Annotated in this window: 15 protein-coding genes; 9 read left to right on the top strand and 6 right to left on the bottom strand. The window is 35.2% G+C overall.

The annotated features are described in order from the left end of the window. The first annotated feature begins 250 nt into the window (after positions 1–250). The 3 genes from QZZ43_RS02815 (at position 251) to QZZ43_RS02810 (ending at position 2,124) form a co-directional block, all read left to right on the top strand. Positions 251–817: a DUF502 domain-containing protein gene (locus tag QZZ43_RS02815; RefSeq protein WP_291856043.1), complete on the top strand. Its 567-nt coding sequence runs from the start codon at positions 251–253 to the stop codon at positions 815–817. 137 nt (positions 818–954) lie between these two features. Beyond that, positions 955–1,326 (top strand): SOS response-associated peptidase family protein, encoded by a 372-nt coding sequence (locus tag QZZ43_RS19550; protein ID WP_367221190.1) that lies wholly within the window; start codon positions 955–957, stop codon positions 1,324–1,326. Positions 1,327–1,422: 96 nt separating this feature from the next. Beyond that, positions 1,423–2,124 (top strand): murein L,D-transpeptidase catalytic domain family protein, encoded by a 702-nt coding sequence (locus QZZ43_RS02810; protein ID WP_291856041.1) that lies wholly within the window; start codon positions 1,423–1,425, stop codon positions 2,122–2,124. On the opposite strand, the gene QZZ43_RS02805 is transcribed toward QZZ43_RS02810, so the two are convergent. Beyond that, complete coding sequence (locus QZZ43_RS02805; protein ID WP_291856039.1) at positions 2,109–3,740, bottom strand: L,D-transpeptidase family protein; 1,632 nt, start codon at positions 3,738–3,740, stop codon at positions 2,109–2,111. The two genes, QZZ43_RS02810 and QZZ43_RS02805, sit on opposite strands and share 16 nt — an antisense overlap. A gap of 242 nt (positions 3,741–3,982) precedes the next feature. Here QZZ43_RS02805 and QZZ43_RS02800 point away from each other — a divergent pair, with 242 nt between their 5' ends. The 4 genes from QZZ43_RS02800 (at position 3,983) to QZZ43_RS02785 (ending at position 7,315) form a co-directional block, all read left to right on the top strand. Further along, positions 3,983–4,930 carry a hypothetical protein gene (locus QZZ43_RS02800; RefSeq protein WP_291856037.1) on the top strand — a complete coding sequence of 316 codons (948 nt, stop codon included), beginning with the start codon at positions 3,983–3,985 and terminating at the stop codon, positions 4,928–4,930. 33 nt (positions 4,931–4,963) lie between these two features. Continuing rightward, positions 4,964–5,875, top strand: a complete 912-nt coding sequence (locus tag QZZ43_RS02795) for a cation diffusion facilitator family transporter (protein WP_291856035.1) — start codon at positions 4,964–4,966, stop codon at positions 5,873–5,875. A gap of 379 nt (positions 5,876–6,254) precedes the next feature. Then, positions 6,255–6,614 carry a hypothetical protein gene (locus QZZ43_RS02790; RefSeq protein ID WP_291856034.1) on the top strand — a complete coding sequence of 120 codons (360 nt, stop codon included), beginning with the start codon at positions 6,255–6,257 and terminating at the stop codon, positions 6,612–6,614. An 86-nt stretch (positions 6,615–6,700) separates the two neighbouring features. Continuing rightward, positions 6,701–7,315 carry a hypothetical protein gene (locus QZZ43_RS02785; RefSeq protein WP_291856032.1) on the top strand — a complete coding sequence of 205 codons (615 nt, stop codon included), beginning with the start codon at positions 6,701–6,703 and terminating at the stop codon, positions 7,313–7,315. 283 nt (positions 7,316–7,598) lie between these two features. Here the strand turns inward: QZZ43_RS02785 and QZZ43_RS02780 are convergent, their stop codons facing one another. From QZZ43_RS02780 to QZZ43_RS02765, 4 genes are all read right to left on the bottom strand, one after another. Then, entirely contained in the window at positions 7,599–8,402 is an 804-nt protein-coding gene (locus tag QZZ43_RS02780; RefSeq protein WP_291856030.1) for a hypothetical protein, read from the bottom strand. A gap of 12 nt (positions 8,403–8,414) precedes the next feature. Continuing rightward, positions 8,415–9,149 carry a L,D-transpeptidase gene (locus tag QZZ43_RS02775; protein WP_291856028.1) on the bottom strand — a complete coding sequence of 245 codons (735 nt, stop codon included), beginning with the start codon at positions 9,147–9,149 and terminating at the stop codon, positions 8,415–8,417. 23 nt (positions 9,150–9,172) lie between these two features. Further along, a complete protein-coding gene (locus tag QZZ43_RS02770; RefSeq protein ID WP_291856026.1) occupies positions 9,173–10,282 on the bottom strand; it encodes a murein L,D-transpeptidase family protein in 1,110 nt (369 codons plus the stop codon). 81 nt (positions 10,283–10,363) lie between these two features. Beyond that, positions 10,364–10,978 carry a hypothetical protein gene (locus tag QZZ43_RS02765; RefSeq protein ID WP_291856025.1) on the bottom strand — a complete coding sequence of 205 codons (615 nt, stop codon included), beginning with the start codon at positions 10,976–10,978 and terminating at the stop codon, positions 10,364–10,366. Positions 10,979–11,243: 265 nt separating this feature from the next. On the opposite strand from QZZ43_RS02765, the gene QZZ43_RS02760 reads away from it, so the two are divergent. After that, positions 11,244–11,810, top strand: a complete 567-nt coding sequence (locus tag QZZ43_RS02760) for an RNA polymerase sigma factor (RefSeq protein ID WP_291856024.1) — start codon at positions 11,244–11,246, stop codon at positions 11,808–11,810. A 48-nt stretch (positions 11,811–11,858) separates the two neighbouring features. Further along, the gene (locus QZZ43_RS02755; RefSeq protein WP_291856023.1) at positions 11,859–12,257 is read left to right on the top strand and encodes a hypothetical protein; all 399 of its coding nucleotides are present in this window, start codon (positions 11,859–11,861) and stop codon (positions 12,255–12,257) included. Positions 12,258–12,712: 455 nt separating this feature from the next. On the opposite strand, the gene QZZ43_RS02750 is transcribed toward QZZ43_RS02755, so the two are convergent. Further along, on the bottom strand, positions 12,713–15,431 hold a 2,719-nt coding region (locus tag QZZ43_RS02750; RefSeq protein WP_291856022.1), incomplete at its 5' end, for a PAS domain S-box protein.

Below are 15,431 nucleotides of genomic sequence, written 5' to 3'. Positions count from 1 at the left end.
TGCCAATATTTTTTAGTTTTCCCAAACTTAGATATTGGCATGAGTGCTTCCTATGAGTAGTTTACCGGACGCTTACGAATTACACCCCCTCTCTCGTGTAATTTTACATTGAACCGAAAAAAAATTTGGAATTTTCTACGTTCAACCCGACACTCCTGAAGCAAATTAAAAATTTATTGAATCTTTTCAAGAAATGATGAAAAAGAAATACACTAAGTTTGTTCACCATAAACTCAGTTAACTTTGTGATATGAAGAAAATTCTGAATTATTTCCTGCAAGGCTTGTTGTATATAGCCCCTTTTGGTATAACAGCATACATCATCTACGTTATTTTCAATTTTACAGATAATTTACTGGATGGTATTCTTGAGAAATATCTTGGAATAGATATTCCCGGATTAGGCCTTGTTGTCATCTTCTTTTTTCTGGTTTTGGTTGGTATTACAGGCAGAAGCATTCTTGCCCAACCATTCAAAATCCTTTTTAAAAGAATGATTGAAAAAGCACCATTGCTTAAGTTTATTTACTCAGCCTTGAATGACCTTTTTTCAGCATTTGTTGGTAAAGAAAGGAAGTTCAAAAAACCTGTAATTGTTCTGGTTAATCCGATCTCTAATTTGGAAAAGCTGGGATTTATTACAGAAGAAGATTTAAGTAAGCTGGATGAAAAAGAAAAGGTGGCTGTTTATTTCCCACACTCCTATAATTTTTCAGGAGAGTTGTTTATTGTCCCAAAAAATCAAGTCAGATCAATTGATATTAACCCGGCAATGGTCATGAAATTCATAGTATCAGGTGGCATTTCGGGGATATAGGCGGGGCTAAAAATTATTCCCTGATTTCAACTCTTCCCATAAATCTTCCTATCCGAAAAAAAACTATTTTCATGTGTTTCCAAACATAGAACAACAAGACTTTCAATCAGCTCGAAGAGCGTTTCAAAGCCAGATTTCTGACTCCGGAATGGTACATTCCGGATATTTTCAATGCGTTTGCCTTTCCGGTTACACCGGTTATTCCCAATGATAAAACTGATGCCATCCTGGGATTTTCATGGGGGCTAATCCCACCCTGGGCCAAAGACACCTGCATTTGCAAAAACACCCTCAACGCAAGACTGGAAACACTGGATCAAAAATCGTCATTCAAACCAACTCTTTCCAAACGATGCCTTGTCCCGGCTGATGACTTTTATGAATGGAAATGGCTGGACCCGAAAGAAGAATTCAAACAAAAGTACCTCCTGACATTGCCGGGCGAGGAGCTCACTGCATACAGGAAGATTCTACAGAACAGGTTAAACAGAAATATTAATCACCTTTGAATGTGAAAAATAATTCATATTTTTGAAATGTGAAACCTTTTTTTAGTAAACACCGTATAACATTTAATGTAAAGGAGGGATGATATGCAGGGGAGCATGAACAAAACATTAATCTTGGTTATTGGGATTTTTTTTCTGAATTTGGGACAAATTAGTTTAGGAAAAGAATCTGAAAAGCAGAATAATCCTTCCAACAACATACTTACCGCTTACAATTCACTTACTCCCGAATACCAAAAACCATCTTTTGAAGCTTTTAGGTTGGGCATGGAAGGGAAACAAAGTCTAATGAAAGAGGGGAAGCTAAAAAACCAAAAATACCTGACTTTAATTGATTTTTCTCTTTCTTCTACACACAAAAGACTATGGGTTATTGATTGTGATAGTTTAAAAATCGTTCAACATACTCTGGTCGCTCATGGAAAAAACACAGGAGAAAATATTGCTGAAAAGTTTTCCAACATTCCGCAATCGAACATGAGCAGTCTGGGCTTTTTTGTTACTGGCGAAACTTACCATGGCAAACATGGTCTTTCCCTTCGTCTTGATGGTGTTGAACCCGGAATAAATGATAAGGCCAGGGAAAGAGCAATTGTTATTCATGCAGCTCAGTATGCGACCATGCAGTTTGTAAATAAGCATGGACGCCTGGGACGAAGCTTTGGTTGTCCCGCATTGCCACCTGAAAAAAATAAAACGATTATTCAGTCCATTAAAAACAAGTCTTGTGTTTTTATCTATTATCCTGAAGAAAGCTATTTCAGCCTTTCAGAATATGCTTCTCAATCTAAATCGTAAACGGGCCTGGAGTTAAGAGCGATGTAAATTGACTGATCGCGGTCATATATGTCTTTAGAAAAATGATGATTCCCTTCCTGATCGATCCAGGCAGTCCAGTAAAGTAGATAAACCTCCGGCTTTCGTGTTAAACGAACTGTTTGTGTAATATTGGATTCAATAGCTTTCCTAATTGAAGCCTGTGACCATTTTTCTTGATCCGCGAGAAGTAGCTCTGCCAGCTCAACAGGCTTTTCCACCCTGATGCATCCTGAACTGAAAGCTCTTTCTGTTCTGTTGAACAGCTCACGTGTCGGGGTGTCATGCAAATAGACATTGTAGATATTTGGGAACATAAATTTAATCCTTCCCAGGGCATTGTTTTTTCCTGGTTCTTGTCTATATCTATAAGAGAATACACTATTGCTATTCCAGTTAACTGAATCGGGATTTAGTTTCTTCCCATCCGGACTAAAAACAGTTATATTTTTATCAGTTAGATAACGAACATTTTTTTGAATCTCGGGAACTAAATCATTTCTGAGAATCGTTGGTGGAACAGTCCAGGTTGGATTAATATCCAGGTACTCCATTACGCTTTTGAATACCGGAGTTTTCCTGTAAGGTCGGCCCACAATAACCTTTTGATGATTAACCTGTTGACCGTTATCAATTACTTCCAGCTCAAAATTGGCAATATTCACCAATACATAATAAGGACTAAACTCAACCGGAAGCCAGCGCCAGCGTTCCAGATTCACTTCAAGAGTTTTTATTCGTTCTTCCACTGAGAAATTCAATGCCGTGGTTGTTTCCGGGCCTATATTGCCAAGTGCTTCAATTCCATGCTTTTTTTGAAATTTCACAACGGCTTGTTTTAGTTCTTCATCATAAGTATTGTTTTCCTGGTCAACAGAGGAAGTATACTCTCCTGTTACTTGCAACCTTATTTTTATTTGGGGAACACGGGAGTCTGACATTCCTGGTTTTAACATGGTACCTGCACCAACTTCCGGCCAACCTCCTTCGGCTCCTATTCTTCTGTATTCTCCCAGTTGTTCCTTCAAGAGGTCATAATTCTTATGCTTTGGATAAAGATTTTCAATTACAGAGAGTAACGGCTCCTGGCCAATCTTGTCTATGTAGTTTATGGGATTTTTTTCTGATTTTATCACATGCCATTGTGCGTCTGTTGTTTTTGGATTTGTCTTTCCTGAAATTACGTGTGAAGTAAGAAGTAAAAAAGCATCAGTCAAAACAATGTCTCTTAATACCTTCTCTTCAGCAGTGCGTGCGCTCAACATTTGTTCGAGAGTAGAAATATGATAATCGGATGGTGAAAGTCCATGATCATAACTTTGTTTAATAGCCGTTATAAGATCATCAACGTCCTGCATTCTTTTCCAAATAGGCTCGTACTCCCGATCGTTGTAAATATTAATTACTGACGGAATAGCATAAATCTCACTTCCTTGATTCAGCGTAAGGTATTGCTTGAGATGATCAATTTTTTTATGAAGAAGTTCTTTCATATTCCCGGGTGGGAAAGAAGAAGGAGCCCCGGAAACAAAAAATATCCATGGAAATACAATTAAAAACACAATTATTAAATATTTCAGGTAAAGACGAGTATTCATAAAACAGTAGTTTTTTTGTTCTAAAAGACTTACTCATGATATAAATTTACAAACTTTTATCTTAACTTTCTAACGACCAACCTGGTTGTAATTTCATTTGGCAAATACTATTGTTAAGTTAAAAATCTGATTCTTGTCAGGAATGCAATTCAATAAAGGACATGCTTTTCGCTGTCAAATTAGATTAAAAAAGTGGTTTAACAAACTTAAAAAGAAATAAGAATAAAAAGATGACAACGTCCATGCTTTTTTCGATACTTGGATTTGCTCTGGCCGGCTATGCTGTGGTGGCAAATGATGTAATCCAGACACTTGGCACTTTTATTTCTTCAAATCACAAGAAACACTGGTTGACTCTTTGGGGATACGCTGCCCTGATTTTGAGTGCTGTGCTGATTTTTGGATGGGCTACCAACAATGGAGATGTTTCCTATGGGAGATTATCTCAGATTCCACTTCCTTCCGTTATTTCCTGGTGGTATATTCTGCCCCCCCTGGTGTTGCTAATATTGACTCAGGCAGGATTACCTGTGAGTACAACGTTCATGATTCTGAGCGTTTTTTCATCAGGTCAGGTTATTGAAAAAATGGTTTTGAAGTCTGTTTCAGGATATGTCGTGGCTTTTTTATTTGCATTCCTGGTTTATTTATTGATTGCAAGGAAATTTGAATCCAAATCTGCAATAGACAAAGAAATTCTCAGGAACAAAAAACACTTTTGGATTATTGCTCAATGGATTTCCACCGGGTTTTTATGGTCGCAATGGCTGATTCAGGATTTTGCAAATATTTTTGTATATCTACCACGTGATTTAAGTTTTACCGCTCTCTTAATATCTCTGGCCTTTTTACTTTTTCTGCTTTCTTTTATTTTCAGAAAGAAGGGTGGCAAAATACAGGAAGTAGTTAAGCAAAAAACAAATACGGCCAATATTCGGTCTGCCACAATTATTGATCTTACTTATGGAATTGTTCTTTTTCTTTTTACTGAGTTAAATCCCATACCGATGAGTACTACCTGGACATTTGTTGGTATTTTGGCGGGTCGGGAGTATGCAATCAACTTTCTCTTGAACAAACATCTGATTAAGGATACATACAAAAGACTTTTTAAAGATTTATATAAGGTAAATATTGGTCTTGCAGTAAGCATTGTTGTTGCGTTAATAATAAGATATATTATGCAATAAAGTTCTTGTTTTGTCACACAATTAATTTCAGAAATGAAAAAAGAGCCGGAAAGAATAAAACTCATTAAGAGCGTAACCGTTAAAGGATCAATTGTAAATCTGATTTTGTCTCTTGGCAAAATTACCGCAGGCATTACCGGCAAAAGTTCCGCAATGTTGGCTGACGGAATTCATTCCCTTTCGGATTTAATCACAGATTTAATTGTGTTAATGTTCATCGGGGTCTCAGGAAAGGAAAGAGATAAAAACCACCACTATGGACACGGAAAATTTGAAACGTTTGCCACCATGCTAATCGGATTTGCTCTGGCCCTTGTTGGCATCGGGATATTATGGTCAGGCATAATTAAAATTATCAGAGTTATTTCGGGAGAAACAATTTTACAACCTGGAATAATAGCTCTATATGCAGCGCTGATCTCTATTGTGGCAAAAGAAATCCTGTTCTGGTACACCTATTTAGCAGGTAAAAAAACTAACAGTAGTGCATTAAAAGCCAATGCATGGCATCATCGTTCAGATGCATTTTCTTCGGTAGCAACAGCCCTGGGAATTTCCGGAGCTCTTTTTCTGGGAGAACCCTGGAGAATTCTTGATCCCCTGGCAGGAGTAATTGTAAGCTTTTTTATTCTAAAAATTGGATGGGAAGCAGCCATTCCGAGCATCAAAGAGTTGTTAGAAAACTCTCTGCCTTCAGACAAGGAGAGTGCTATTTCTGAAGTCATTGAAAGCAGGGAAGGTGTCTTGTGGTTTCATAATCTAAGGACAAGACGAATTGGAGAAATTATAGCAGTTGACGTCCATATTAAGGTGGATAAAAACCTTACAGTTGAGGTTTCGCATAAGATAGCTACTCAGATAGAAAATAAACTAAAAAAGAAATTCGGGGAAAATTCTCATATTGGGATCCATGTCGAACCTTTCGTCGAATCCAAGACTAATTAAACAATCCATTCACCTATAACAGGAAACAAATTAAATTTGTAAGCCTCTTAACACTTGCTACTTCGGAAAACTAAGAAAAATTTTTATTGTTCTTGGGGTTGACAAAGCATTTAGGTTTAAGATTCTCTAGCCTGGTCTATTCATGAATTTTCGTTATGAGATGTTCAAATACCAATAAATACGGGGAACCACAAAGAAAATTGATACAGGGAATAATAATTTATTTTCAAGTCAATTTTCTTGAGGACGCCTGTACTTAGCCGGTAGTTGAACATTGTAACAGATAATTTGTGAATAGTCCAGGCTAGAAACCGAAACAAAAAATTTTTCTAAGTTTAGTTACCCCCCAAAAAAAGTCCGTCAAAATAGAAAAACTCTAATGAATAACCTTTTATATACAATATTATTTCTAGCCTGTATTGTTTTTAATGCCCAAGAAATTGTTGCAAAAGAAACAAAACAGGACAATGTTATTATAGACCCCGTTTCAGAAAACCTATTCCTATTTTCCAGCACATCAGATTTATTTAATCATATTGCCCTTAAAGAAAACTGGCAGTACTCCTTTCACTGGCTGTTGCCAACATTTCATAAGTATTCAGTAAAAGGGGATTTATGGGAAACCGAAACCGGATTACAAATAATGAGTAAAATCAATAGTTATATAAATTATACTAAAACCCATATAATAAGATTCGAAGCTACTGACATAATCCATCCCTTCAATTATTTCTGGTAAAGTTTTATTATTCTACAACAATGTCTTTTTAAGACTAAAACAGTCAAATCAATATTTCTTATTTCTACATTGTAAATAATAAAAAAATGAACTCAAATATAGCTTTGGGATGGTCAATAGCTGCACTGGCTATTTTAGGACTGATAGTTTTTATCAGATCAAGAAACAAAAATCGGGATAAAAAAATCCTGGCACCCTTGTTATCATTTGCCAGAGAAAACAATTCTGAAATTTCATATTTCGATACGTGGGATAAAACCCTTATTGGTTTAGGTGATAAAGAAAATAACAGTTTATTTTTCATCCGAAACATACCTGAAAGGGAAATACGAGAAAAAATCAATTTGTCAGAAGTTTCGGAATGCAGAATGCTTAAAACCGAAAGGAAAGTAAAATACGGTAAAGAAACCGTAATTGTGACAGACCGTATTGTGCTGGCTTTTTCTTTTTACAAGCATAAACCGGAGGTCTGTTTAGAGTTTTACAACAGTGATTATGACGAATTAACCTTATGTGACGAATTACAATTAGCCCTAAAATGGACAGGAATGATAAAAAGTATTGCAAATACAAACCGGGAATGGAAAGATAACGAAACAGGAAAAAACAATGAGTCGATTTTTCTAAAGCAAGTTTTCAAAAGTAAAATTGCTAAAAACAAGAAAGAAAAAAGACCTTCTGAAAAAGAATTTTCTTTTTAGAAAAAGGCTTCTTTTGTAGATAATTAAAACATGAGGTAATACCTTGATTAATAGACCGTTATATTTTTAGATATAAGATTCAAGATGAATCCTAAAACATTGATAAACTGATTGTTGGAACAAACACCTGGCAATTCATAAACAATTAAGCATTAAGTGATTACAAAAGTTTAACGGACTATTTATGATAACATTGGTAAAGTATTACCTCATTTTAATTTACTTAATCCTATCATGTTAACAAACCATAGCTTGTTTCATTATTCATATTTTTAATATTCAATTACATTTTTATGACAATAAAAGTGTTAGAAGGCAATGTCCGATATATTGCCCTTAAATCATCCACAGGCATTTTAATCCTAATCGTAGGCTGATATTCCTGCCTCTCAAAACAAATGAAATTTTCCAGTGCTACAATCGCCTTTCTTAAACTCAAATATTTATAAAACTTGAATTTCCTCCATTTATCATAAAAGGTATTGTTCATATCCTGTTCCAGGATTATCTGAATGTTATATTCAACCGAAAGTGCTACAAAGGCAGGATTTTGTAGTAGGGTATCCGGCTGCCAGGCATTCATGGCTGCTTCCAGTGTGTCTTTTGGTGCATGGCGCACTACAACCGGTTCTTTTACTATGGTTGCATAACTTGAATTAACGAACAATGGTTGAGAAAATAGTTTGTTTTCTTGAATCAAGGTAATTTTTCCAAAGAATTTATCCTTACGAAATTCTTTAATTATAGTTTGGTGAATCATTACTCCCTTCATACTCAAATCAACCGTACTGTCAGTTAAGTTAATTACTAATTGTATCGAATCATTTTCAGCAAGTTTCAGAAGGGCTTCCTTATATGCTTTCTCCCCAACCAGCCTACTCATTTCAGGATAATAATAAACACTATCAAATCTCTCTATAAAAACAGAATCAGTATTAACAAGTTTTTGCAATTCCTTAATTTTGATTTGAGGAGCTAATGCTATTGAAACAAACAAGGAAAATAAAACTAGTGATAGAAATACAAATAACTTTGCTTTCCATTTATTTCTCAGGAATGCCTTTGATTTTGAAATTATACGCTTCATTTCACACCATCTTTAAAATATGTATACTTTTGAACCCACCTGTAGCGACTTATACACTAATTCAAGATTCTCGTCATTAAGTCTTATACAACCGTGCGTAACCGGTAATCCAAGAAACCTCTGATAGAGTGTTCCGTGAATAAGGTATCCATGACCAATACTTAAAGCATAATCACCCAAAACGCCATATTCGAATCGGGTATAATGATTTGTCGATGGCACAGGTAAACCTTCTTCAACAAATGCCCAGTCGGGTTTTTTCCATACCGGTGAAGTTGTTTTTCCTTGTATCCTGAATTCCCCTTTCGGGGTTTTAAACATCCATTGCTGGTCTTCCCCGTTTTTAAGCAAAATATAACTTCCGGTTGAACATTTGTCTTTCTTTACAATTTCAGTCCCTTTATATAAGACAAATTCATTTGAAGCACTATTAATTACAAGAAAAAACGATTTAGGTCTTTTAGTATTCAGTTTTTTATTAAGTGTTGCAATCTCACGTTCAATTTTTTGCTGTGCCAACAATAAATCTTTTTCACTCGATTGAAAAGTGATTTGCTTAGAAACAGGTGCAATCCAGATAATTTTTCTAATAATAACCGGAACCATTATAATTAAAGCTATTACCGTTAATTGCATATAATACTTTATCAAAAAAGTAAAACTCTTTCCTGGCAATAAGCTAATTGTTTTTGTAACTTTTAAAGCAAAATCTTTATAATGCTTGGCTTGATTCCTTATTAAATGCATACAGTACTCTGTGGATTTTGTGCTCATTTTAAACCAAAAGAAAGTTCGTTAATCGATTTTGTTGAACCAACAATAGTGATTTTAGTGCCGATCGGGCATAATTTGAAAATTTCATCCATATTGGCATCTGTAAGCGCTATACATCCATCAGTCCAGTCAATTTCTTTTCCTCCCCTACCATGTATTTCAATCAGGTTGCCAATTTTTGCATCATGTTTAATTATGCCATTCTTTTTATTGAAAAAAAATCGTTTCTTATCTTCTTCATTCGGGTAATCCAATAAAAAAGCTTTGTGGTATTTGGTTTGTCCGTTTTGTTTCTTTTCTACTATTTTATATAGTCCTTCAGGTGTTGATTTATCTCCTTGTTGTATTTTATCACCAACCCAATTAGATCCTAGTTCAATTGAATACTGTTTAAGAAACTTGCCATCTTTATAAATAGTTAGTTCACGGCTAAATTTATCAACGATGACAATATAAGCTTGCCTTTTCTTTGACCAGGATAAAGTTTGATTCACCATCTCATTCCATTTAGGGTAATCTTCAAAGTAATTTTTTAGCTTTTCCTGGTAGTAGGCAAAAAAATCGTTAATGACTATTTCCACTGAATCAAGTTTTGATTTACAGCTGGAGTAATTCCTGTTTTTATACGCTTGTCGACTTTCGGAATAAAGCAATTTGCTCTTGGAAAATTCATCCCTGTGTTTTTTATCCAATGGGAAATTGCCGAAGAATTCTTCAAAACTTTTAATCTTTTCACCTGTTTTTTCAATTCTGATTTCAAGTAAGTCTTCTGTATTGGCTATCAGCATACTTGATTTAGCCATGGCTATTTCACTACTTTCTATTGATTTTTGGGCTAATTCCGAAACTTTCTTGTAATCTCTTAAAAGAATAAATTTTTCATTTTGTTTTTCCCATTCCGTCATAGCAGAGTTGTAATAATTAGTAGCTTCCTGAAATGCCTCTTTCGCGAATTTTGGGGATTTTTCAAACTGAGCTTCTGCCAATACCTTCCCTGCTTTCATTACCTTTTTCTCCGGAGGCTTATTTGTTTCGACTCGAATTATTGCAAAACCAGCCAAAACAAAGGTTATGAGAGATACGAAAAGCAAAATCTTAATTTTCATAAATACAACATCTGTTTTTATAAAGAGCCCCGATTCCGAATTATCGGGACCGGGGTATTCTTATGACTTTATTTTACCTGATTAAGATCTTTTCCCTTTTACGTTAGTTTTATACTTAGCAATCACATTTGTCAATTCAGTATTAATAGCAGAAGCTTTCTCCTTTGCAGCTTTGACCTTATCAAGGCTAGAAAGATAATCACCAGATTCAAACATGGTGCTTGTTTCGATTACTGTTGTTTCCAAAGCATCGATTTCACCTTTTATAGCTTCCACTGCTGAAGCCCCTTCTTTACCTTGTGGGGCTTCAATAATTAATTGCCTGTTCGATTCAATCAGGGTTTTTACCTCGGCAATTGTGTTCTGAATTTCAATTTTCAGTTCTTCTTTTTGGGTTTCTGCCTGTTGTTTTACTTCACCGGCAAATTGTGTTACACCGGCCAACTGTTCCTTGGCTGTTGAATAGTTCTTAATAAATTTCGATTTTTGTGATTCGATATTTACCAATACACTGTTCAATGAATCTTGCAATACAACAAAATTATCATGAACATAGACATCAGCACCTGCTGACATGGCTTCTTCAATAGCTGCATTGGCAGCATCAATTTCATCCTGGGGTACTTTTGAGCAGCTTGTAAATACAAGAACTGTTAATCCTAAATATGCAATACTTGCAAATAATCTGTTTTTCATCTTTTAGTAATTTAAAATAATTGTTTATTTTGAGATTAATAGAATTTTATAGGCAACCTCTCCCGAAGTGATTCCTAATATTGTTCAAATATTTGCTACATCTTCTTTTTTTTTTGATATTATGACGGGTTTTGGTAATTAGGTAACAGAAAAATCAAATAATTTTTTATCTCCCACACTAACAATGTGTTACATAATTAATTAAGTTTGTACTTATGAATTTTTAAGTTTAATAATACATTTGTGTCAAAATGCAACAAATCCAATGAATGAAAGTGTATTCCAATTAAAAGATGATGAAATTATTCACAAGATTAGACATGAAAATTCATCCAAGTACTTTGAGGTATTATATAATCGGTACCATTCAAGAGTGTTGGATAAATGTTACTCATTTGTAAAAAACAGACAAATTGCCGAAGAACTTGCCGAAGATGTATTTTCAAAAGTATTCGAGAAATTAACATCGTTTAAACAACTTTCATCCTTTTCTTCCTGGTTATATTCCGTAACCTACAATCATTGCATAGATTATTTGCGTGAGAAAAAGAAATTGCACTATCCGAATTGGAGCAGGGAAAATGAATTACCTGAAATTTTTGAAGATACAGAAGAAATAGTTGAAGACATCAATTATGAGAACCTTTTGGCAATAATGGAAATCATCCACCCGGAAGAAAAAGCTTTGCTTTTGATGAAGTATAAGGACGAACTTTCTATGAAACAAATTGCTGTTGCTTTAAGAATCAGCGAAGATGCCGCCAAAATGCGCCTGAAGAGAGCCAGAACCAGAGTGTTGTATTTATATACCAAAAAATACCTGCACCGCTAGATGTGTTATATACTGAAATCTTATCATCAAGAAGAAAAACGAAATTGAATGAAGAATTTCTTAAGAAAGGTAGTAGAAGGAAACGGAGTTTCTCCATCGGAAATTTGCTTACAATCTTTTAATGAGAATTTTAAAGATGCTGTAAATATTGAATGGTTTAATAAATCTGATTACTTCGAAGCTATTTTTTATAAAAACAACCTTGAACATATAGCTATATACAGTTTAACAGGGATTTTAACAGAGTATAGAGTTAACTTACCGTCAGATTACCTGCCCGAACCCATTAAGAATAAAGCTTTAGTAAAAGGTGAGATCATGAACTCTGTTATGAGGAACAAGGGCAATATGTTAGAGTACGAAGTAATTGTAAGGGATAAGGAATCAAACAGAAACCAATTAATATTTTCGGATGCAGGTAACCTTATTGAAGAACAAAAACTTTAGTTTTTATTTTTTCCGGTAATATGTGGCATCCTCTTTGGGGAGAAACATGAAGTCGCACTCCATTGGGATATTCGATATACAAACTGGTGGACTGTTTACCCCACTCATCCGTACTTGCAAAAAGTGTGCAGGCTGTTCACAGTGTTGTTCACTCGCAAGGCATTACTCAATCAGAGAAAACATCTGCTGACATCGTTCTTCTATAAAACACATAAACATTAAACATTTCGATATAATACACTCAATGCAGATGGTTTTAGCACATTTGGACCGGGAGGCTGCTTAAATTTTTCTTCGCATTGCCGTTGGCTTTTTTTTATCTTCAGATTTGTTCAACTAATTTTCGGCGCCTACGAACTTGTTAACAGAGTGTCAGTAAAGTTCGAGAATATGGTATCTCAGAATCTGACAAGATTTACTGTTGTGGCTTTTGACACATCTGCACTTTAATTTTTCTAATTCGTAGGGGCTGTTAGAGGAATCGTAAACCAGAAGGTCGAACCCTTACCAACTTCACTTTCTACCCAAATATTACCTCCCAGAACTTTCACATAAGATTTAGCTATAGCCAGACCTAAACCTGATCCCTGGAACGCCCTGGTATCAGTCATATCAGCCTGTTCAAAGCGATTAAATATGCTTTCAATCCTATCTTTTGGAATTCCGATACCTGTATCTTTTACAGCAAACACAACATTTGCCCCATCAATATTACAATCAATATTTATTATCCCGTTTTGTGTGTATTTTATAGCGTTCTTTATCAAATTAGTTAGGATTGAATCCAACTTTACCGAATCAGTTAAAACTATCTTTTGTGAATCATCAAGAAGATTCCCTATAATAAATTGCAGGTTATTCTTTTTTGCATCAGTAGAAAATAGGCGAACTAAATCTTCTATCTCCTCATTAATATTAACCTTTTGGATGTTTAGATTTAAAATTCCGGCTTCAATTTCAGAAATTTCAATAATATCATTTAAAGTATCCAACATGCGTTGGCCACTTTTATGAACAATTTTAACATACTCTTCTTTTTCTTCTCCCGACAAACAGGGATCACTGAGAAGACTTGTAAAACCGAGAACTCCATTCATAGGTGTCCGTATCTCATGGCTCATATTTGCCAGGAAAGCTGATTTAAGACGATCGTTTTGCTCAGCTTTTTCCTTGGCATTTTTCAGGTTTTCTATAAATTCTTTTCGCTCAATAGCAAGAGTGATTGAAGGTGCAGCATATTCCAAAATCCTCAAATCTTCCTCAGTTAAAAGCTTTTCCCCTTCATAGTTTTGGATAACCATTACCCCTATCGCCTTTCCCTTTTCAAAAATTGGAACCCCGATCCATACCTCAGAGGGGATACCTACCATGTCGGCTTCTCCTTTATCAATTAATTGTTGGTGCTTATGATGATCAACTAACAGAGATTTTTCTGTCTGGAGCACATAATTCGACAAAGTTCCAGATGCAGGAAAATCGTAATTTCCTTCATCTACAGAATCAAAAATAAACACCGTGGAAAACATTTGGGTTTTTTCATTGTATAAAGCTATATAGAAATTACGCGTGGGAATAATTTTGGTGAGTTCTGAAAAAATAACTTCTGAAAAACTTTTAAGATCCGGAGAATAAACAATTGCATCGGAAATATTTACAAGCGCCTCCTGGATTCGTTCTGATTTTTTACGCGCTGAAATATCTTCCTTTATGGCCACATAATTAACAATTTGTCCTTTAAGATTAAATATTGGTGAAATGGATGCATATTCCCAGAAAAGTTCGCCATTCTTTCTTTTGTTATGAAATTCACCATACCATTCCTGTCCTGAGGAGATTGTTTGCCAAAGATTTTCATATTCAATATTTGGTTTTTCACCAGATTTAAAAATTCGCGGATTTTCACCAATAAGTTCCTCCTTATTATAACCTGTTATTTTCAGCGTTTTTGAATTAACATAATCAATATATCCGGATAAGTTGGTTATGATTATGGAAACCGGGCTTTGCTCCACTGCATGAAGGAGTTTTTGTTTTTCTTCTTCTTCATTCTTACGTTTTGAGATATTGACAAACATCTGGGCTAATAAATCAAGTAATCCTTCCTCTGTTTTTGAGTAATAGTGGTACTCCTTCACCGAGTCAAATCCTATAAAACCGATGCATATATTATTGTCCATAATTGGAATAGCGAGCAAGCTTTTGACCATCCGGGGTTCAAGCATTTGCCTGACATCATCCTTCTCCGGCAAGGCCAATACATTCGGGATGCACATAATTTGACCAGACTGGTGCATTTTCACCCATTGGGAAATTGTTCCCAGAGGCACATTCTGTAATTCATTAATTTGGGGCTTAGTCCCCGAACTACACCATTCATAAGTGTTATTACCAATATTGTTTTTCCAGTCGTAGTCAAAAACATATACTCTGTCAGCATTAACAAATTCACCAACGGCCCCCAAAGATTCCTGGATAATTTGATCAACATTTTTTAACTCCACGTTTATGAAATCAGATGCAATTGTTCTGAGAATTTCCTGCATCCGGGTGTGGTAAATCAGCGATTGTTCAACTTTTTGTTGTTCTGTAACATCTTTTACTAATACATGACGAGCTTTCCGGTTTTTAAATTGAACTGAATGAGAGTTAATCTCAACACTTATTATTTCTCCGTTCTTTTTAATATGTCGCCACACTCCGGCTGAATTGTAGCATGCTCTTGTGCTTTCCATGTTCTTTAGTAAAGCCGGAATATCTTCAGAAGGCCGAATATTCTTTAAAGTCATAGCTAGAAATTCAGTCCGGGAATACCCGTAATGGTTCATTGCAGCATTGTTGACTTCAAGAAAAGCCAGTGTTTCCAAATCATAAATCCACATGGGTTGTGGATTGTTCATAAACATCAGTCGATAATTTTCTTCACTTTCCTGCAATTCTTTTTCCAGGCTCTTTATTTCTGTAATGTCAACAATATAGCCACGTATTCCCTCAAATCGTCCCGATTGAGAAAAAACTCCTATAGCATTTATTAACGCAAAAATGACTCTTCCCTCCAGGGTGACAAACTCAACTTCATAGTTCTCAACTCTCTGATTCTCCTTCACCAATGCAATCAGCTTTTTTCGATCTTCGGGGTTTTTATATAAATTGGTAATGTCAAACTCCTTAACTTCA

Source organism: Marinilabilia sp. (assembly GCF_016278715.1).
In the GTDB taxonomy this organism is placed as follows: Bacteria; Bacteroidota; Bacteroidia; order Bacteroidales; family Marinilabiliaceae; genus Marinilabilia.
The sequence above is the reverse complement of the archived record's forward strand: the minus strand, read 5'-3'. Positions and strand labels throughout refer to the sequence as shown.

Bases quoted from the DNA above. Each gene is read 5' to 3' on its own strand.
- QZZ43_RS02815 (WP_291856043.1), top strand. From the start codon at position 251: ATGAAGAAAATTCTGAATTATTTCCTGCAAGGCTTGTTGTATATAGCC.
- QZZ43_RS02810 (WP_291856041.1), top strand. From the start codon at position 1,423: ATGAACAAAACATTAATCTTGGTTATTGGGATTTTTTTTCTGAATTTG.
- QZZ43_RS02805 (WP_291856039.1), bottom strand. From the start codon at position 3,740: ATGAATACTCGTCTTTACCTGAAATATTTAATAATTGTGTTTTTAATT.
- QZZ43_RS02800 (WP_291856037.1), top strand. From the start codon at position 3,983: ATGCTTTTTTCGATACTTGGATTTGCTCTGGCCGGCTATGCTGTGGTG.
- QZZ43_RS02795 (WP_291856035.1), top strand. From the start codon at position 4,964: ATGAAAAAAGAGCCGGAAAGAATAAAACTCATTAAGAGCGTAACCGTT.
- QZZ43_RS02790 (WP_291856034.1), top strand. From the start codon at position 6,255: ATGAATAACCTTTTATATACAATATTATTTCTAGCCTGTATTGTTTTT.
- QZZ43_RS02785 (WP_291856032.1), top strand. From the start codon at position 6,701: ATGAACTCAAATATAGCTTTGGGATGGTCAATAGCTGCACTGGCTATT.
- QZZ43_RS02780 (WP_291856030.1), bottom strand. From the start codon at position 8,402: ATGAAGCGTATAATTTCAAAATCAAAGGCATTCCTGAGAAATAAATGG.
- QZZ43_RS02775 (WP_291856028.1), bottom strand. From the start codon at position 9,149: ATGCATTTAATAAGGAATCAAGCCAAGCATTATAAAGATTTTGCTTTA.
- QZZ43_RS02770 (WP_291856026.1), bottom strand. From the start codon at position 10,282: ATGAAAATTAAGATTTTGCTTTTCGTATCTCTCATAACCTTTGTTTTG.
- QZZ43_RS02765 (WP_291856025.1), bottom strand. From the start codon at position 10,978: ATGAAAAACAGATTATTTGCAAGTATTGCATATTTAGGATTAACAGTT.
- QZZ43_RS02760 (WP_291856024.1), top strand. From the start codon at position 11,244: ATGAATGAAAGTGTATTCCAATTAAAAGATGATGAAATTATTCACAAG.
- QZZ43_RS02755 (WP_291856023.1), top strand. From the start codon at position 11,859: ATGAAGAATTTCTTAAGAAAGGTAGTAGAAGGAAACGGAGTTTCTCCA.